This is a genomic window from Streptomyces sp. NPDC127100 (genome assembly GCF_042724095.1).
In the GTDB taxonomy this organism is placed as follows: Bacteria; Actinomycetota; Actinomycetes; order Streptomycetales; family Streptomycetaceae; genus Streptomyces.
In genome coordinates this window covers 1-18,232 of the sequence record NZ_JBHXFL010000031.1, presented here as the reverse complement: position 1 = coordinate 18,232, position 18,232 = coordinate 1, and the positions used below count along the sequence as shown (strand labels likewise).

The following is an 18,232-nucleotide window of genomic DNA, read 5'->3' as shown; positions in this document are numbered from 1 at the left end:
ACGTAACCGCTGGCCTACGCGGTACGCCGTAGATCCTCGGTGACCCACACATGGCATCCCACTGTCTCGTTGCGCTGGCTGCCTGGCTGTATCCACTCATGCCGATTGGCGTTGCCCCACGCCCGCTTGTCCACGACCGCATCTTGAAACGCCGCGGCCGCGTCGGTGACGCTCACCGTCTTCTCGCCATGCGGCCCCTTGAGCCCGGGCCCAGTGTCCTCGCAGCCGCTGATGGCCGACACAGTCCAGGACCACGCCGACGGCCGTCTTCCCCCATGCTCGTCTCCCCATGGCCGGGGATCATCGCACGAGGGGGCGGACACGGACACGAGGCGGGAACGTCCGCCTCACCGAGACTCCGCCCACCGAGCCCGGAGCCGCCCTGTGCGCCCTCGCCGAACACCTACGCGGGCAGGGGGGCGCCGGCCATGTAGCTTGGGCCAGCCGGCGTCGCGTTCAGTCGATGCGAGCCGTGAGTCAGGCTGTGGTGATGGTGAATGCCTGGTCGGAGTCTCCGGTGCAGGCGGTCTGTATGGCTTCGGCGCCGTCGGCGACCGGGGGGAGGAACCCGATGCACAGGCCGCTGTGGAGCGGCCGGAGCCGGAAGCCGCCGGTGGAGGCCTCCAGGCGGAATTTCTGGCTGTCGTTTGCCTGGCAGTTGTCCCACGGGACGAGGAGGGCGCCGGGAGAGGTGGAGGCGTCGTCGACGGTGAGGCATCCCAGGCCCTTGTCGGGATCGGGGTGGTACCAGCGGATGCGGTAGACGTCCTGGCTCAGCTTTTCGAGTGTGACGCGGGGCAGGGGGGAGTCGGCGCAGGAGCGCTGGACGGCGATCGGGTCGGTGCGCCCGTTGCGTTCGCGGCCTTCGGTGAGGCAGCGGGAGGGTGCGGAGGCGGGATGGATGCGGGCCGCTCCGGAGGCCGGCATCCGGGCGGTTGTCGCTGTGCGCGCGTGGGTGGGGTCGGTGCTCGGCGTCGTTTCTTCCTGCCCGGCCGGCGGGTCGGCAGGCGGGGGGACAGGCTCGGTGGTGGGGGAGGGGCCGGGGTCCTTCGTCTCCCCTCCCGTGCCGGGCGCGGTTGCCGAGGGCCGGTCGCTGGTGGGCGCGCTGGTCGTGGTGCCCGAGGAGGGAACGCCGGTGGGCGCACGGTCCGCGCGGTTGCCGTCGGAGTGGTTGTCGTGTGGCCAGAACGTCAGTGCCAGCACCCCGGCGACGGCGCAGGCGGCGATCGCGACCTGAGGGTTGTGGCGCCGCCACACCGACGGGGCGGGCGTGGCACGGGCCGGGTTCCCGGCCGGGTGAGGGTCTGCTTGCTCCGCCGGGTGGGACGCGGGTGTCGCGTCACAGGAGCCGGTTTCTTCGGCGGGCTGGTCGCCGTCGCCGGTGTCCGGGGCGCCTTGGTCCTCGTGGGCATGGGCCGCGAGGTCCCGCGGTGTCTCCTGGGGGGTGTCCTCGTCGTCCTGGGCAGCGGCGGTGGCGGGCGCGCCCTCGGGAACGGGCGGTGGTGCCATGGGGTCGGTCATCGACAGGCGCCGGCGGGCCTCGAGCCAGGCGGCCACCGTTTCGTCGTCGCCGCCGCAGGCTCGCACGTAGGCGGCCAGGAGTTCCTCGCGGGGCAGGTCGTCACGGCCGAGGGCGGCCGAGATCGTCGCGCGGGGCAGGACGTCGCCGGCATCGGTGGCGTTGCGTTCCAGCTGCCGGTAGCTCACGTCCGCCCAGCGGCGTAACTGCCGCATCACTGCCACGAATTCAGCCGGGCTGCTTGCCGCAGCCGGATCCGGCCCCTGCCCCATCAGCTCTCCCCTGTTCCTCGGGTACCAGGGGAGCCTAAAGCCCGTTGATCTGTTCATGAGTACCGTTTCCCAGCTTCGTTCGAATACGTTCGACTGCTCGGTGGCAGGACCTGTCCACGACCGCGTCAGCACGCGCTGCGTGCGGCTCGGTCAGGCCCGGATGTGTCGGTAGGCGACGACGTCGCCGGGGGCGGGCAGCGGCGCGACGGTGACCGTGGTGCCGGGCCGGGGGGCGTGGATGACCCTGCCCTTGCCGATGTACAGCCCCACGTGGCCGCCGCCGTAGGACAGGACCAGGTCACCGGGCACCAGGCGGCCGCGGGTGGTGGCGCTGCCGGCGCGTATCTGGTCCCAGGTGGTGCGCGGGAGCTTCACCCCGGCTGTGGCCCAGGCCCGCATCACCAGCCCGGAGCAGTCGAAGCCGCGAGGACCGGCGCCGCCCCAGACATAGGGCTTGCCCAACTGCTTCCTGGCGAACGCGATGACGGTGCTCGGCGCCGACTTCGCGGACCTGGAGGTCTTGGGCTCGGCCGTCTGGGGCTCGGAGGTCTTGGGCTTGGCCGTCTGGGCGGACGGCCTGTCGTGCGCGGAAGCTGACGCCGGGGACTGCTGCTGTTCCGGGTGGGCTGCCGTCTTGCCGGCGGGCACGTTCAGTTTCTTCCCGGCGTAGATCAGCGTCGAGGAGCCCAGACCGTTGAGCCGCTGCAGGATTTCCACGCTGGTGTGGTGGGTGCGGGCCAGCTTCCACAGCGTGTCACCGGACTGCAGGGCGACCTTCTCGACCTTCTTCGGTTCCTTGCCGTCATCGGGCTTGGCGGGCGCGGGCGGCACCTGCGAGGGCTCGGTGCTGGACGGCGGTTCCTGCTGGAGGGTGACCGACGAGCTGTCGGCAGCCGACGACGAGTCCGTCGGGCCGTGCACGGCCAGCAGCACACCGGCGATCAGGGACAGCACGAAGGCCACGGCCAGTCCGGCCGTGCCCCACACGATGCCGCGGCCCCTTGTGGTGCCGGTGTTTCGAACGCGTGGCTTGCGGTGCGCCCGTGGTGCCGGCCGGGCCTGGGGCTTGGGGGCCGGCTTCCGGTGAGTCCGCGCCGGGGGCGGGAGCAGGGTCCGCTGTGCCATGACGACCTCCTTGGGCAGGGCCGCGATCTGCGGCCTGGAAGGAGGCTGTTGCGCCGTGCGGGTGTCTCGCTAGCTCTGGTGGCGTCCGGGACAGTCCCGGCCTGTCCGCGCCCCGCAGCACCGCGGCGAGAAGGCGGCGTCTACCTGCGGGCACCGGCTGTGACCTGCATGGACGATGCGGGACTGTCCGAGCCGCCGCTATCTGTTGCCCCGCCCTCAGCGGCCGGGCAAAGCTTTCCTCACCGCCCCGAACCGCCCGGTCGGTGCCTCGTTCAGGCGCCCTCCCGGCGACGGGTGCTGACCCCTCCCGCCCGCCCGGCATGCGCTCTCACCCGGGCCCGGCAGGAGCGTCCCTCTTCCCCGCTCGGTCGCCGTCCTTCGACCGATGCGAGGAAGTCCATCACTGTCACGAGGAGCATCAGCATGCGCAGCACACGAATGTCCAAGACCCGGGCGATGGCCGTCGCCGCCGTCGCCACGGGGCTGCTGGCCGGCGGGGTGGCCGCCGGCACGAGTGGCGCCTTCACCACCGCCAAGTCCGCGAGCACCACCACCGACACGGTCGTCAACGCGGGCTCCGTGGCGGCCCAGAAGAAGTTCTACGGCACCTTCCAGCAGATGGACGGCTGCCCGTACCTCGTCACCTCGGGTGGCACCCACTACTACCTCGAGGGCTACACGATCGGCGGCAACGGGGGGCTCTACAAGAAGCGGGGCGGCTTCATCGCCTACCCCGGCTGGCGCATCCAGGCCAACGGCACCAAGAAGTACCGCTCCGCCAGGAGCACGACCCTGTGCACCACCTGGGGGGCCAGCCCGTACCTCAAGGCGAAGTCGATCTACAGCATCCGCTGACCCACACGTGGCATCCCACTGTCTCGTTGGGGCCGGGGGGCCCGGCCCCCCCCCCCCAACGAGACACCGCCACCCGCAGCGAAGCCTGCAGGACGAGAACCACCCGCAGCGCGATGCCGTCACCGCCCTGCGGCATGGCATCGCACCATTCCTCACACACAAGGAGCATCAGCATGCGCAGCACCCGTACGAGAAGGACCCGCGCGCTGGCGGTGGTCGCCGTCGCCTCGGGGCTGCTGGCCGGCGGGATCGCCGCCGGCGGCGTCATTACCGTGGCTGGACCCACGGATACCGCCACGGACACCATCGCCAACGCAGCGGCGGGCGAACCCGGGAAACCGTCTGCCGTGAAGGGGCTGAAGTTCACCCTGGGCGACCGTTCAGTGAAGCTGGACTGGAACAAGGTCGCCGGTGCCGACGACTACCGCATCTACGCCGAGTACTCCTGCGACAACGTGCCCCACAGCACCAGCAGCTACCAGCTCATCAAGGACCGCCTCGGGAAGACGACCGAGTGGATTCACCAGAACATCAAGACCCCCTGCGTCAACTACGCGGTCGCCGCGGTGCGCGACAGCCAGCAGGGCGTTCTGCCCTCGGTCGGCAAGCGGGTGGTGGTCTTGATGTCCAACCGCGACCACTCCGCGGCCGAACAGCGGTTCTTCAGCGCCGTCCCCCGCTCCGGCGACCAGGTCGCCAGGACCCGCGTCGCTCCCGGCAAGGACCGCGGGATCGTGCTGACCCGCGCCTACATCCGGAACAAGACCGGTTTCACCGACGCCATCGGTGACCACCGCAGCTGGACCGCAGACCCGGCCGCCTCCGCGAAGATAACCGTCGCATGGAACACCGGCACCGGTGAAGTCGCCGCATACGCCCACAAGTCATGCGCCGTCGGCGCCACCGTCCCCAGCGGCTCCGTGGAGACCCTGTGCCGTGATGCCCTCCCCCTCGCGTTCGTCTCCGATGCCGCCTCCGTGGGCGACCCGTCAAAGGACGCGCGCAACCTGATCAGCGTCTCGCGCACCGGTTCCGGCGGCCTGTCCGTAGGCGTCTCCGCCATGAACTCCTGGGAGCGCACCTGCGTCGGCGATACGTGCGTCGGCCCCGGCTTCGGCCGGATCAACGCGCGGTTGACCCTGTCACCGAGAAAGGACACCTTCACCGCCTCCCTCACCGCCGACAAGTTCCCTGCGTGGGAAATCCTCCGCTACCCCCACTTCGTTCAGGGCGCACCCCTCGGTGAGGCCCAGATCATCGGCTTCCGCGACCAGACCGAGATCGGGGACCTCACCAGCGGCCGGCAGTCCACCTGCACCAGCAAGGGACCCGAGACCCTGCAGTTCACCAACCCCATGTCCTGCTGACCCCAGTACAGCGCAACAGGCCGTTCCCCCCGCGACACAGGGCGAGGCATCGGGCCGGGGCCCCGCCCCGGCCCGAGCCCGTCCCCGCGGGCGGGACCTGGTTCGGGTTCGTGGACCAGGCGGCCAAAGCTGCGGGCGTCCTGTCCGACGGCTTCGCTGTAGCGGACGATGGTGTCGAAGAGGTACGGCGCCGAGTTCTTCGGCGCCCCGCTTGCGGGCGTTGCGGTGGATCTGCCTGGATGCGCTGCCAAGAAGGGCGCGCAGCAAGCACCAAGCGGTCACAGAGGCGCTCTCTCGCCCAACCGCCTCCACACGTGCCCGGGAGCGGCTCACGTGCTCCCGTCGTGGTAGAAGGTCGTGCTGTCGCAGTTGAAGTCCCTACCGCCGGCTCCGTCGCGCAGGCACACTGTCAGTGTGTAAGTGCCGGTTATCGGCGCATCCAGCCAGCCACCGGTCACCCCGTCCTGAGCGCCGCCGACACAGCTTCCGCTTCCGCCGGCCGCCTGCCGCTGGACGTAGAAGCTCCCCTTGGTCAAGCGGCCGACCGCCCGGTAACCGTCTGCCGTACCTCTGTCACAGACCCGCAGCCAGAACGCGTCACTCGACAGCATTGCATTCGCTGTACCCCAGCCGCCCTTCGTGGACGAATACGAGACGACCGATGCCTGCGAATACGCGCTGGCCGGGGCTGCGGCAAGCAGCGTCACCGCAGCCGCGGATGCCACACTCCCCACACAAAGACCTCGACTGATGAAACGCATGTCCCCTCCCCAGCCGATCCCAAGACTGCTGCCGGGTCCATCGTGGGCGGCGTCCGACCCTCGGCAAAGAATGGAATCGGCCCTTTGTACAGACACCTGGCATGACCGGGAGTTGTCGCCAGCTCTCGAATCGGCTTGCCCAGTCAGAGGCCTACGAGGACCAGCGGGCTGTTCCTCATGCGGACGACGCCGTCCAGGTAGCGAGCAAGTGGCTTCGCTCATGATGAAGACGGACAGCGTTTGTCGATGACTCTGGGCAGCGATCGGTGATCACTGGCCCTCAACAGGTCGACGAGTTCTGACGGCACTGGAGGACCTCCCGGCTGCCATCTGCGCCCGGACTGTGCCCGCGAGGTTCAGGCGACGGACGGACGCCAGGGATCGGTGGGGACGATCGCGTGCTCGTCGAAGAGCTGTTCAAGGGCTTCGTGGCCGTGTTCACGGCGGTATGCCATCTCGGCTTCGGTGACCGGCAGGGCCCGGAGGATGCGGGCATGGCCGTCCGGCAGCGGGCAGTGCTCCAGGTCAGGGCCATGGAGGTAGGGGAGGCTGATCAGCAGGTGGTCGCAGTGGGACCCGGGCAGCCACGGCTCCCCGATGGGCAGGCTGTGCTCGAGATCGAGGTGGTGATCGGCGTGGTAGTAGGCGGTCATGGCCAGGAGATCAGCGAAGCGTTCGTCGCGGACGGGAGCGGTAAGAACGAATTCGAGGCCGTGGCCGTCCGTCTCCACGGTGGACCAGCAGCCGGCGGTGATGTAGGCCCAGCTGTCGGCGCGCGGTCCTGGGCTGACGGTGAGGATCCTCAGGTTGGGAACCGCTTCCCTTCGCCCAGGTCCCAGGTCGTAATCGCTGACGGTGATCGCCTGGCCGGTGAAGAAGTCGCGAACGTGGGCCTCGACGCCTGCTATCGCCCGCTGGCTGCGCTCGCTCTCGAACATGATGGAGAGGATCTCACGGCTGGCCCAGATGTCCTGGTTGTGTGTCCGCCCCCGCCGCAGGCGGGGCGGTCCTGACGTTCGGTGAGGACTTGGAAAAGGAACTCGGCGCCATGGCGGTCAAGTTCCATGTAGACGAGTTCGTCGATGCAGAGGAGACCGACACGGCCGTACTGGGCGATCGTCTTGTTCAGCTGTTTCTCGTCCGCGGCCTCGACCAGCTCATTGACCAGCTTCGTCGCGAGCGTGTAGCGGACTCGGTAGCCCTTCGTGGTCGCCTCGGTTCCCAGCGCGATGAGCAGGACGCGGGTACGGGGTTCGGGGAGGCGGGCACGGCCCCAGCCGGACTTCTGCATGGTCGGGGACGTCGTCAGTTGACTTCCCACGCGGTGCTGTGACCTGCGGTGGTCGGGTCTGGCGGCCCGGGCCCGGCGTCCGTGGTCGGGCCCGGGAGGGCGTGCTGTGTGTGCATCCAGTCGACGCGGTGGTTGGGGTCGGTGACGGGGTGCCAGACGGGTGTGGTCGGGCCGTGTTGGAGTAGGTCGGTCATGGCTGCGGCGAGGACGGGGACGTCGCGTAGGAACACGGCGAGGTCCGGCTGCCGGGCGGCAGTCGCCGTCCATGAGGACGCCGGGTGCGATGTCGGGCAGAACGCCATGGGGTTCGTTCTCCGCGAGGTGGGCGAGGTGGCGGTAGTGGCGTTGTCAGTCCAGGGGCCAGAGGCAGTTCCAGTCTGGGTCGATGGCGGTCAGCTGCTGCGCGCGGAGGGCAGCTCGTTCGGGGTTCTTGCCGAGGCCACCCTTGCGACGCAGGTTGGCCACAATCACCCGGACCACGCCTGCGGCTGTGAGTGGGACCACCCCTGGCGCATGGTCTGGGCACAGGGCCTTCCACCTCGATGGCGGACACGTTTGGTTGAGCAGACGGCGAGGGTGAGCGGCCCGTCGACCGGCCTCTGTCCGATCGCTCGGTCAGAGACGGATGAAGGGCTCGTGCTCGTACGGGGCGCGGGCTTCGGCATGGCGCGCTGCCGGGCGCGTTCGCCGCCGCCGCCGTGCTCGCGGGTCGGCCGTGTGGCCGTGCCGTGCCGGTACGCCGGCTGCTCTGAGTTCGGCGAGGACGGCAGTGGCCGCGCGCTCCCGCTGCGCGCGGCCGGGGACTCCGCCTTGGTTGTCCCGGCTTTCGCCCGGCTGCTGCCGAGCGGTCTGGGTTATCCGGCTGTGGAACCGGGCGTCTTCCGAGCCCGTGTACATGCGACCCCGGGGGAGTGCTGTTGGGGTTCTTCCCCGACGGGTTCGGGTTGCCGGCGCGGCGGGTTCGTCGCCAGCGCGTCGACGAAGCGGGCGCCCACCGCGAAGCCACCCGGCTCCACACAGAACGCTTCTCCCAGGCCGTCGAGCAGCTCGGTTCGGACTCCCCGGCCGTTCGGCTGGGCGGCGTCCATGCCCTGGCCGGGCTCGCCGATGATGCCCCGACGACAGCCTGCGCCAGACCTGCATCGACGTTCTGGGCGCCTACCTACAGCTCCCCTTCACCCCCGACCCCGGCGACGACCCCGCCCACCAGGAGGAACACCACCGCTACCTGGCCTTCCGCAAGGTCCGGCACACGATCCTGCGCCTCATCGGCGACCACTACCGACGCCCCCAGGGGACGTATCGCTCCTGGCAGGGCTGCGACCTCAACCTCACCGGCGTCACCATCGACTGCGACATGGACTTCGGCGGCGCCACGTTCTCCGGCGGCAGGGTGACCTTCAATGACGCCGCGTTCTCCGGCGACACGGTGACCTTCCTCGGCGCCACGGGTCCAGCCCTCGACGGACTTCTCGCCGCCGCCCCTCCCTCTCCTGTGGCGGTCAGCCTTCCCGCAGATTGGCTGACCTCATCTCCATAGCGCCAGGGAGGCGTAATCGGTCACTGAATCACTCCGGTGCGCCGCCCCGTCGGAACCACCGTCGGCGGGGCGGCGCTGGAGGTTCCAGCACTGAGGCCAGCGCGTCGTGGAAGGGGGACAGGGCCCCGGTGATCTGGTTGTCGTCCTGTTCCCCCGGGGCCCAAAAGAAGCGTCCTAGACAGCCAGCGCCGACGGTGGCCTCCACCACCTCCCCCCATTCACACCGGGGATGGCATCGGCCCATGGTCGGGGGTCGGGGCCGTCGTCAGCTGGTTCCTCACGTAAGGCTGTGACCTGCCGTGGTCGGGCCTGCAGGCCTGGGCTCGGTGTCCGTGGTCGGGGCCGTCCACGCGTCCCTGGAGTGCATCCAGCCGACGCGGTGGTCGGGGTCGGTGACGGGGTGCCAGACGGGTGCGGCCGGGCCGTGCCGCAGGAGGTCGGTCATGGGTGCGGCCAGGACGGCAACGTCGCGCAGGAGCGCGGCCTGTCCGAGTCCTCGGGCAGCGGCCTGCAGAGCCTCAATCCGGGTGTGGATGCCGGCGGGGCCGGTGCCGTCCAGGACGAACAGCAGCCGTGGGAAGAGCGGGTAGCGTCGCCGCCAGCTCTCCTCCTTCACGGCCAGGGGCCGGCGGGCGCTGGGTGGGGGTGCGGGTACGTACTGGTGGAGGCGGGCGTAGGCGCCGAGTTTGGCGGCCAGGCGCTCGGGTCCCATCGTGGCTCGGTCGACTTCCAGGAACGCCCGTAGCATCGACCCGCCATCCCCGCTGCTGTCCGTCCCGCCGGTGCCGCGGCTGCGGTAGTAGAGCAGGGCGTCGGGGATGACGGCTTCACCGCCCCCGAGGGGGTGGTGGACTTCGGGGATCCAGTCGAGGGGCTGGCACAGGTCGCCGCGGCGGCGGGCGTCCTGCAGGAACGCCAGCCCGGTCTCGGTGACGGTCAGGCCGTGTCCGACGCCCAGCCGTACCGCGGTCCGGTCGTGCGCGCCCCGCGGGGGACGGCGGCCGCGCAGCTCGGGCCACTCGGACGCCACCTGCGCCCCGTAGCGGGTGGGGTGCCAGACCCGCATCCGTCCAGCCTGCGGCAGCGTCACCTGGTCGATAAACCCTTCACCGCGCAGCTTCATCAGCCGGCGCCGCGTCTGCTCGATCCGCACCTCAGGCGACAGGATCAGGTGCATCTGTTCGGTGGTGGCCATCCGGTACTGCGCGAGCACCGCCAGAGCCAGCCGGTCCCGGCTGCCCGTATCGACGTCATGCCGGTTCCGGCTGCCCGTGTCGATGTCCGTCATGACGAACTCCCTCGTCCAGCGGCACCCACTCTGTTGTCCGGGTGCCGCGTCTACGAGGCAGGGCATCAGCCGGCCCCGACCACCACGGCGACCGCCATGACCCGACCACGGTCACGATGCGACAACACCGCCCTCGGCCAGGCCCACAACCGGTCCGGCAACCCTGCCGACAACTGTTTCCACCCCACCAGCGCATGATCAGAGAACCAGCAGGTCACCACGCTGATAGTGGCTTGGTCGGCAGCCCGACATCCCCCTCTGCACACCCCCTGCGCTGGTCCCGGACCGGAAAGAAGAAAGGGATGGGAAGGGACGGACAGGCGGCGGGGTGGCGTGCGGCCGGGGGATCGGGGCCGTCCTGGTCCTCTTGCGCGTCGGCCCAGGCCTTCGCGCGCTGACCGCAGAACGGCCTGCCTGCGCCCCTAAGTCGGTCTGGTCTCGGCTTGGAAGCGGGCCCTGTCCCGTCGCGGCCCGAAGAGCCGTGGGTTAACGGCCGCAAGCGTCATCTGGTCGGAGCACATGGTCAGACGAAGGCCGTTCCGGTGTCCGGTGATTGTCAGGCATACGATCAAGTTCGACGGTCGTTCGAGGTCCGCGGGGGCGCAATGTCAGAGATCGCTCAGTGGCTCAAGGACTGGCATGCCGCACATGAACACAAGCTGCGCTCTCGTGGGATCAGTTCTGCAGTGAAGCGGCCCGTCCCAGGAATCCCGTCCCGAGGTCGGCCGAAGGCCACGGCAGTGAGTCTCACACTGGAATCGGACGAGCGCATGGGGACGGTGTTCCTCTGGGAATCGGGTGCCACTTCGATGCTCTTCATCGATTCCGGAACCGAGCGCACCTGGCAGGGCCACGCGGTGCTCAACTCCGAGAGCGACCTGCCACAGATCCTGGCGCCCCTCGTGAAGCTAGTCGAAGCAACTGCCGAAGGTGGCTATAGAACAAGCTGAGCTCGGCACGAGCATGAACGGGAGGCGATGACCCGTGACTGCGCCGGGTTCTGTCCGTTGGGCAGGGTGACACGCGTGCATCGGTGCCTTGCGGTTCGCGTTCTCGCCGGCGTGGGCCTGGGAACCGCTGGCGCTGGTGCCGCTCTGTCATGGCAGGTAGCCCCCGGCCTACCCCTCGAGGGCCGGGGGCTCTCGACGTCGGGCGAAACCAGAGTGGCGAGGCCCCCCTGTGAACGTCCCCGACTTCTCTCAGCGGCGCCGACCGGACACCGGCCGCACCATCAGAGACGTCAGAGCGCGGGCTGCGCCGGGTGCGCGGCTGCTTCCGTGTCGTCCTGGTCCTGGCCGTGCTCACGCTCGTACTGGGCGCGGGCTTCGGTCATGGCGCGTTGCCAGGCGCGCTCGCCGCCGCCGTGTTCCCGCGCCGTGCGGCCATACCGCGCCGGTAGCCGCCGGCCTGCCGGAGCTCGGCGAGGACAACAGCGACCGCATGCTCGCGCTGGGCGCGCCCGGGGCCACCCCCCTGGTTGCCCCGGCCGTCTCCTGGACGCCGGCCAGCAGCTCCGAGGCCCGGTACCGACATCGGCCTTCCACGCCGCCCAGAACGCCTCCACGGCCTCCTGCACGTAGTAGTGGGTCCGGTTCACCGTGCACACCGCCTCAGGGAACCGAAGCTCCTCGGGGTACCGATCCCGCTAGACACACCACCGGTTCACCGCCGACACCGACGCACCCGTGTACTGCCCCACCCAGGCCCGGCTCACCACCCACCGACCGTCCATGATCCGACGCGATACCCCGTCCTCGCCCATCCCCGACACTCCCACCCACCGACCACCCGCGCGATACCGCCCCAGCAAGGCCCGCCATGCACACCAGTACGCGCACGGTCCTGTACGACCCCGAGGGGCTCATCGAGGCGGAGATCCCGTTCGACCGAGAGCCGTACGATCCTGGCCTGGACGGGCCCGGAGGCGCTCGCCGAACGCCACTACGAGCAGATCGCCCTCCAGCTCACCGGCCACGCCCACCCTCGCCTCCGACGTCCGCCGCCGTAGGCAGCAGTTGCCGCCAGGTACACCCCGTCGTGACCACGACAGGATCGCCGCCAGCACCTCGCGATCACCGTAGCGCCGTCGTCCACCGCTTTGCGGACGCACCGGAGCAGCCGCGACCACCCGCTGGAACAACTCCCACAAGGCGTCTGGCACCAGACACCCCACCATCGCTATCACGACCGTCAGCTTAAAGATCAAGCCAGTTGAGACGACCTCTTAGGCGAGGAACCTGCCGCAGTCGCCCTTCTGCAGCGGGGATCCTGCTTCAACCGCTCTCGCAGGCCCGGAGGATTTCCTGCGGATGTAGACGGGCGTCACCAGGAGAAGACGGAGAATAGGAAAGTGACACGGCGCCAGGTGCGTGAGCTGCGCGTCTGCAGTGCTGACGGCTATGGGGGGCGAGTGGCGAACGAGGCAGAGCGGCCGGTCCGGATACGGCTTGCGCGGCAGCGGAAAGCTCCAGACCGCGTCCGAGCGCGAGTTCGTGAGGAGAGGCATGAGCCAGTGCCTCAGCCCGAACCGCCGGCGACACGGTGGAGGAGGATCGACTGGGCAAGAGTCGCCACTATCGCCGGAGTCGTGGCAGGTATCAGTACGCTGTTCTTTACGGGAGTGGCCACGTACTACGGCGCCAAGGTGTCCCAGGATCAGCTCGCCCAGTCGAGAGACGACGCCGAGCGTGGCGCGCTGGCCCAAGCGCGGCTTATTTCTTGGTGGGAGGACAGAAACCGAGATTCGTCGCTCCGCGCTGTCCACGTGATGAACAGATCACCGGATCCCGTATACAACCTATTCATCAAGTTTGTCCTGAGTCGATCGGAGCACCGCTGGTATCCCGTGGTCCTGTTTCAAGCCAGTATTGCCCCATGCACCGTCGTGACCATCAGACCGGAAGATGTAACGTGGCGTTCTGATCCCAAGGGCGAGACACAAAGTGCAGCCGAGCACCCGCTCCTTGGAATCTATGAGCTGGAATTCTGGGACAGCGGCGGCCAGCTCTGGAGTCGTGGACAGGACGGGATCCCGGAGCGGGGCTCCAGCGCCCTTGATGCGCCGAAGGCGTCGATCTACGCCCAAGAGACCAGTCCTCTGTCGACCAAGCGCGCGGAGCCATGCGGAGGCGACTCCCGATAGGCGGCAGACCGGTCTGACCCATCTTGTGGATGCCCGCACCAGTGCCCGGCACCGAGACTTCGTGCAGTGCTTGCCCAGACAGTCTCCAGCCCCTACTACGCCCACTGCATGCCCAATTCCCGCAAGGCGCCGAGTTGCTCGGCGGTGAGTTTGTCGCGTCTGGCGCGTGTGTTCGATACCCATACGCCCAGGCGCACAGACACCGGTTCTGCCTGGCCGTCGACCGCGATCTCCACGACGGCGCCGCGCGGGATGGGCCGCTGGGCGCCTTCCCGCTCGGCCCACTGCGCCAGGGCGGCCAGCCCGCGCTGGAACGCCTGCTGGGCCTTGCTCGGCCCCTTCGCCGTGCCCTTGGCCGCGGGGGTGGGAGGCGGTGCCTGGGCGGGCTGCACGCCCAGCTTCGACAGCCGTTCCTGCTGCTCGGTGGACAGCTGTTTCCAGGTGCCCGGGTTCTTCTGCCGCTCCAACCACCGGCCGATGTCGTCGCCGTCCATCAGCACGCCGGGCTGGATGTCGGGCAGGACTCCGCCGGGTTCGTCCTCGGCGAGGTGGGCGAGGTGGCGGTAGTGGCGTTGCCAGTCCAGTGGCCAGGGGCAGTTCCAGTCGGGGTCGATCGCGGTCAGCTGCGCCGCGCGTGCAACCGCCCGCTCGGGGTTCTTGCCGAGGCCACCCTTGCGGCGGAGGTTGGCCATGTGCTGCCCGATGGGGACGAGTTCGCCTTCGGCGTCTCCCCAGACCGCGTCCTGCCGGGGAGCGAGGTGCCCGGTGGCCCGCCGGTAGGAGCGCAGCGCGGCGAGCTTGGTCTCCCAGGCTTCTTCGCCCGGTTCCCAGACCATCCCGGCCTCGGGCGCGTCCAGCAGCTTCTTGCGCCGCGGTTCGAGCTCCCCGGCCCGCCGCGCCTTTCGCTGCTGGTGGACCCATCGCCCTAGCGGAAAGGCCTTCGTGGCGCCGACCTCGGTCTCCGTGTCGTAGGGGACGGCGTGCAGGCCGGTGATCGCGTGCTCCTTCCGCCAGCGCAGCAGGGCCTGGTAGCCCTCCAGCCAGACCAGCGATTCGGGCCGGTAGACCCGGGTGCGCAGGAACGCCGCGATCGTGGCCGCGTCGCGCGGGCTGGAGAAGTGGAGCAGTGCGGACTCGACCGCCCCGTCGGTGCCACCCTCCTGGTCCTTGTCATCACTCCCACTCTCACCGCTGATCCCGATGATCCGCCCGTCGGTGGCGCGTTGGATGTGGGTCTTGCGTTTGCCGCTGGTGAGAGCGCGGGAGGCGAGCTGCTCGACGAGTCGCTCATCGTGGCTGCGTAGGCCCTGGAGGACGGCCACGAGCGGCTTGAAGCTCGCGGAGGCGACCATGTCGGTCGGGTTTTCGCCGGGCTCCAGGAACACCGGCACGATGATCCTGGCCACCTTAGTGGAGCCGTCCTTGTTGAGCCTCAGCGCGCGGCCGATGTTCTGCACGATCTCCACCTGCGAGCCGCGCGTGTCGGCGAAGCACACGGCCTCCACCCCTCGTTCGCCGGTGATGTCGACTCCTTCGCCGAGGACGCGGCAGCTGGCGAGGAAGGCGCGGTGGACCCGGCGCCCGGCCGCGTCGATGCCGTTGGCGAACTGCCGCAGGACCTCACGCCGCTCGGCGACGAGGTGGTCCCCGCACAGCCATGCCGACCACACCCGCTCCGGCGGCACGTGCCGGCCGGCCTCCAGCTCGTACAGCTGCGCGCCGATCGACGAGACGGGCAGCTCGTCCGCGGCCGCCAGGCCCTCGTCCGAGGCATCTCTCACGTACAGCTCGGCTGCCGTCTTCGGCAGCTTCTCCGCGAACGCCGCCGCCTCCTCGACCTTCTGGTGGAACGTCATGACCGTACGCAGGTTGTAAGCCGCCGCGTGCTCCAAAAGTGCGGTCTGCAGCAGCGCCAGGCGCCGACCCCGCCGCGCCTCCTCCGACTCCCCGACGATGGGGGAGGGGTCGTGGATTTCGAGGACGTCGATCTCGAATCCGGCGAGGATGCCCCGCTCGATCGCCTCCGCAAGGCCCAGCTCAGCGTCCGGAAGCCACGCCCCGAAGGTGCCGTCCGGATCGTCGGCCATGCTCGCAAGCTCCACCTCCATCCCGCCCGCGCCCTTCTGCGGGCGGGGCGAGGCGAGGATCCGCGGGGTGGCGGTGAGGTAGAGCCGGTAGTCCGCCGGGATGCGGGCGTTGTCGTGGATCGCCGCCCACGGCCGACCAAGATCACCCGCGGTTGAGTGGGCTTCGTCCACGATGGCGAGGTCGAACGGGGCCATGCGCTGGCCGTAGAGCCGTTCCCCGCCCGCCAAGGCGGCCTCCAGCGGCCCGCGGACCGTTCGCTCGCCCGTCGGGTCCTCCGGGTCCTCGCGGTCCACCAGGGAGGCGTACGTGGCGAACACGACCACCGGCCCGGACCCGGCCCACAGCGCCAGCTGGATCGCATTCGTGGTGGTGCGCACCCCCAGCGCGCCCAGCACCGGGTCGTTCTCCAGCGAGCACACCGCCACCATCGGCGCCCGGTGCCCGACCGCCCGCCACGCCTGGGCGGTCTGCGCGAGCAGGTCTAGGGTCGGTACGGTCACGAGGATCCGCCCGCTAGGGAAGCACTCCAGCGCACTCGCAGCAGCCGTGATCGTCTTACCGGATCCGGTGGCAGACACCAACGTGCCCCGGGCCCCCTCAGCAGGCACAGAAAATCTTGCAAAAAATCTGACCCATTCCCAAATGGCCGTTTTCTGGGTCACCTGATGTTCCCGGAGGCTGATCACGACAGTCGATCCTTTCTTTTTCCGGGCGAAATCAGGTTTCTCCACCACGTGCTCACGGAAGCAGCGGACCCGCCGGAGCCAGAGGCGGGGAGCGGGTACCGTTCGATGCCGCCGTGTGCGGGCAGCTCGTCCTCGAAGTCGCAGGCGGCTACGGCCTTGAAGCCCCCGCGCCACAGTGCTCCGAGCACGGCCGTGACGGCCTGGACCACCTCCTCGGCCGGCGCTCCCGCGGTGGCCTCGCATTCCAGCACGGTCGGCCATTCAAGGAAGTCGAAGGGATGGGCACGCCGGCCTGTGGCGTAGTCGTTGGGCTCGCCTTCCACGTGCACCGGCCCGACCACCAGTTCCGCGCCGTCCTCGACGAGGCCGAGGGCGTCTCGAAGCCGGTCCACGACCCGCGGAGCGGCCTCCGCGTCGACGTAGATCGAGGCGCCGCTGTAAGCGGAGTCCAGGCCGAGGGGCGACGGCCCGCGATCATTCGTCACGCGCGCTCCCTGCGGATTTGCCGGGGTGAGGGCGAGGAAGCGCTGAAGCAGCCGCTGGGCCGGTTCGTGGTGGTAGTACTCGGCGATCTGCACGAGTCTCGCCGTCGGCGGCTGGCAGGCGCGGGTCGGCACCTTAGGCCAGCAGGATCGCCGTGGAGGTCGTGTCGAGCGGGCAGTTCGCCTGCACGTGGCCTTGGCCTTCCAGGTCAATCGCGTGAGTCAGCAGCGTGTGCCCGAAGCACACCTCGTCTGGATCGGCACCAGCGTCCAGGAGCACGGCGAGCGTCTCGTAGTCATCCATCTCCACGGCCTTATGCGCGGGCGTCCACGACTCCACCTCAGGGCAAGACCCGCGATCACCTCCACGCGCCCTCTCCGGAGTTTCCTCCGGTGCAAGGAAGCGCTGGAGCAGCCGCTTGGCCGGTTCGTGGTCGTAGCTCTCGGCGAACTGCAGCGGAGTCTCCCCGCTGGCAGACGGCAAGTGCGGATCAGCACCGTAGGCCAGCAGGATTGCCGTGCCAGCCGTGTGCAGGAAATGCCCCGACTGCAGGTGGCTGTCGCCTTCTGTGTCGATCGCGTGAGTCAGCAACGTGAGCTCGAAGAACACCTCGTCCGGGTCGGCACCAGCGCCCAGGAGCACGGAAAGGGTTTCGCACTCACTCAGCTCCACAGCCTCGTGCGCCGGCGTCCACGGCTCCACTTTCGGAAAGGAGCTAGGCCTCAGCGCATCGGAATCCATCGCGTTTCCCTCCCCGCCAGCCTTGCTAGGCCGGTGCGGACACCTGCTACCGGATGTCCCTGCTTTACCCCAATGCTACATGCTGCATCACTTCGAGAGGCGGGACTTGCGGAACCCTCGAACGATCCCCTCCATCCGACCCCGGTGGGCATCGCGCATCGGGGTACACGGTGCCGCATGGCACCGAAGACCGAACGCATCCAGTTCCTGCTGGCCGATCGGCAACTGCGCCGGATCCGCTCCTTCTACGCTGCGGCCATTCTGCTGTGGACGGGGACCACTGTCTGGACGGGCTGGCAGGCACCCGGGAGCCGGCAGATGTGGGTGTCCGTTCTCCTCCTGGCCGTCTTCACCGCACTGCTCATCACCGCGAGCCTCGCCCTGCGGCGTTTCGCCGTTCCCGCAACGGGCCGGCCCGTGCACCACGCTGCCCCGCACAAGCTGCCAGGCACCCGCCGCCACGCCCACGCCTGAGGTCCCGTCACCGGTGTAGCCATGACGTCTCCTTGCCGCTCGGGCTGGAGGCCGGTAGCTCCGGCGTAGGTTCGTTCGTGTGACTGATGCTTCCGACTACGAGAGGGCCATACCGTGGCTTCGCGACCAGGCGATGCGGTATGAGAAGGCCTTGACTGAGGTTCGCGCTACGCATGCTGGCAGGCCGGCGCCTGAGGTGAAGAAGGCACTCCTGGCCGCGGGTGAAAGGAATGGGGTGCAGATCGCTAACGAGGTCGCGCAAGACGCGGCTGAACGCATCGCTGACGGCACGCTATAGACGATCAGCATGCAGAGTCACAGTCCCCGGCCAGCCTCTCCCCTCGCTGCCCGGGCCGAAGACCCGTTGGCCGACCCGCGCAGCGGGGCCGGCCTCCTGGGCGCGCAGCGCCCTGGTGGCTGGAGCGCAGCGGAAGCCCCCCTCGGGGCCGTAAGACCCCGCAGCTCCGGGAGCGCAGCGGACGGAGCGTCACCAACCCGGCGCAGCCGGGCTGGTGAGCGGGACGCGCAGCGTCCCGCTAGCGCTCACGCGGAGCGTGAGCGCAACACCCGCGCGCAGCGCGGGTGTTCGCTTGCCCATCG

At 69.4% G+C, this 18,232-nt stretch carries 13 protein-coding genes and 3 pseudogenes; 5 read left to right on the top strand and 11 right to left on the bottom strand.

The features are described 5' to 3' along the window. Positions 1-477: 477 nt before the first annotated feature. Together ACFWJB_RS24665 and ACFWJB_RS24660 are read right to left on the bottom strand one after the other, a co-directional pair. Entirely contained in the window at positions 478-1,734 is a 1,257-nt protein-coding gene (locus tag ACFWJB_RS24665; protein ID WP_386924899.1) for a hypothetical protein, read from the bottom strand. A 207-nt stretch (positions 1,735-1,941) separates the two neighbouring features. Further along, entirely contained in the window at positions 1,942-2,916 is a 975-nt protein-coding gene (locus ACFWJB_RS24660) for an NlpC/P60 family protein (protein ID WP_386924897.1), read from the bottom strand. Between the two features lie 423 nt (positions 2,917-3,339). On the opposite strand from ACFWJB_RS24660, the gene ACFWJB_RS24655 reads away from it, so the two are divergent. After that, positions 3,340-3,771 (top strand): hypothetical protein, encoded by a 432-nt coding sequence (locus ACFWJB_RS24655; protein ID WP_385471164.1) that lies wholly within the window; start codon positions 3,340-3,342, stop codon positions 3,769-3,771. A 173-nt stretch (positions 3,772-3,944) separates the two neighbouring features. Next, entirely contained in the window at positions 3,945-5,138 is a 1,194-nt protein-coding gene (locus ACFWJB_RS24650) for a hypothetical protein (RefSeq protein ID WP_385471898.1), read from the top strand. 329 nt (positions 5,139-5,467) lie between these two features. On the opposite strand, the gene ACFWJB_RS24645 is transcribed toward ACFWJB_RS24650, so the two are convergent. From ACFWJB_RS24645 to ACFWJB_RS24625, 5 genes and pseudogenes are all read right to left on the bottom strand, one after another. After that, positions 5,468-5,899, bottom strand: a complete 432-nt coding sequence (locus tag ACFWJB_RS24645; protein ID WP_386924895.1) for a hypothetical protein — start codon at positions 5,897-5,899, stop codon at positions 5,468-5,470. Positions 5,900-6,255: 356 nt separating this feature from the next. After that, on the bottom strand, positions 6,256-6,837 hold the full coding sequence (locus ACFWJB_RS24640; protein WP_386924893.1) for a suppressor of fused domain protein: 582 nt from the start codon (positions 6,835-6,837) through the stop codon (positions 6,256-6,258). 65 nt (positions 6,838-6,902) lie between these two features. Beyond that, positions 6,903-7,136: pseudogene (locus tag ACFWJB_RS24635) on the bottom strand (ATP-binding protein); the annotation flags it as partial. Between the two features lie 309 nt (positions 7,137-7,445). Next, positions 7,446-7,655, bottom strand: a pseudogene (locus ACFWJB_RS24630) (hypothetical protein); the annotation flags it as partial. A 1,352-nt stretch (positions 7,656-9,007) separates the two neighbouring features. Further along, positions 9,008-10,018, bottom strand: coding sequence for a replication-relaxation family protein (locus tag ACFWJB_RS24625; RefSeq protein ID WP_386924891.1), 1,011 nt, complete (start codon positions 10,016-10,018; stop codon positions 9,008-9,010). Between the two features lie 740 nt (positions 10,019-10,758). Here ACFWJB_RS24625 and ACFWJB_RS24620 point away from each other — a divergent pair. Beyond that, on the top strand, positions 10,759-10,968 hold the full coding sequence (locus ACFWJB_RS24620) for a hypothetical protein (protein ID WP_386924889.1): 210 nt from the start codon (positions 10,759-10,761) through the stop codon (positions 10,966-10,968). 1,056 nt (positions 10,969-12,024) lie between these two features. Here the strand turns inward: ACFWJB_RS24620 and ACFWJB_RS24615 are convergent. Next, positions 12,025-12,194: pseudogene (locus tag ACFWJB_RS24615) on the bottom strand (transposase); the annotation flags it as partial. Between the two features lie 411 nt (positions 12,195-12,605). On the opposite strand from ACFWJB_RS24615, the gene ACFWJB_RS24610 reads away from it, so the two are divergent. Beyond that, a complete protein-coding gene (locus ACFWJB_RS24610) occupies positions 12,606-13,160 on the top strand; it encodes a hypothetical protein (RefSeq protein ID WP_386924887.1) in 555 nt (184 codons plus the stop codon). A 95-nt stretch (positions 13,161-13,255) separates the two neighbouring features. On the opposite strand, the gene ACFWJB_RS24605 is transcribed toward ACFWJB_RS24610, so the two are convergent. From ACFWJB_RS24605 to ACFWJB_RS24595, 3 genes are read right to left on the bottom strand one after another with little or no spacing between them, the layout of a single operon-like run. Next, the gene (locus ACFWJB_RS24605) at positions 13,256-15,934 is read right to left on the bottom strand and encodes a Helicase associated domain protein (RefSeq protein ID WP_386924885.1); all 2,679 of its coding nucleotides are present in this window, start codon (positions 15,932-15,934) and stop codon (positions 13,256-13,258) included. Then, a complete protein-coding gene (locus ACFWJB_RS24600) occupies positions 15,931-16,512 on the bottom strand; it encodes a hypothetical protein (protein WP_386924883.1) in 582 nt (193 codons plus the stop codon). The genes ACFWJB_RS24605 and ACFWJB_RS24600 overlap by 4 nt, the downstream gene beginning before the upstream one ends. 40 nt (positions 16,513-16,552) lie before the next feature. Beyond that, positions 16,553-17,158: an ankyrin repeat domain-containing protein gene (locus ACFWJB_RS24595; protein WP_386924881.1), complete on the bottom strand. Its 606-nt coding sequence runs from the start codon at positions 17,156-17,158 to the stop codon at positions 16,553-16,555. 177 nt (positions 17,159-17,335) lie between these two features. Here ACFWJB_RS24595 and ACFWJB_RS24590 point away from each other — a divergent pair, with 177 nt between their 5' ends. Next, positions 17,336-17,632, top strand: a complete 297-nt coding sequence (locus tag ACFWJB_RS24590; RefSeq protein ID WP_386924879.1) for a hypothetical protein — start codon at positions 17,336-17,338, stop codon at positions 17,630-17,632. Positions 17,633-18,232: the final 600 nt, after the last annotated feature.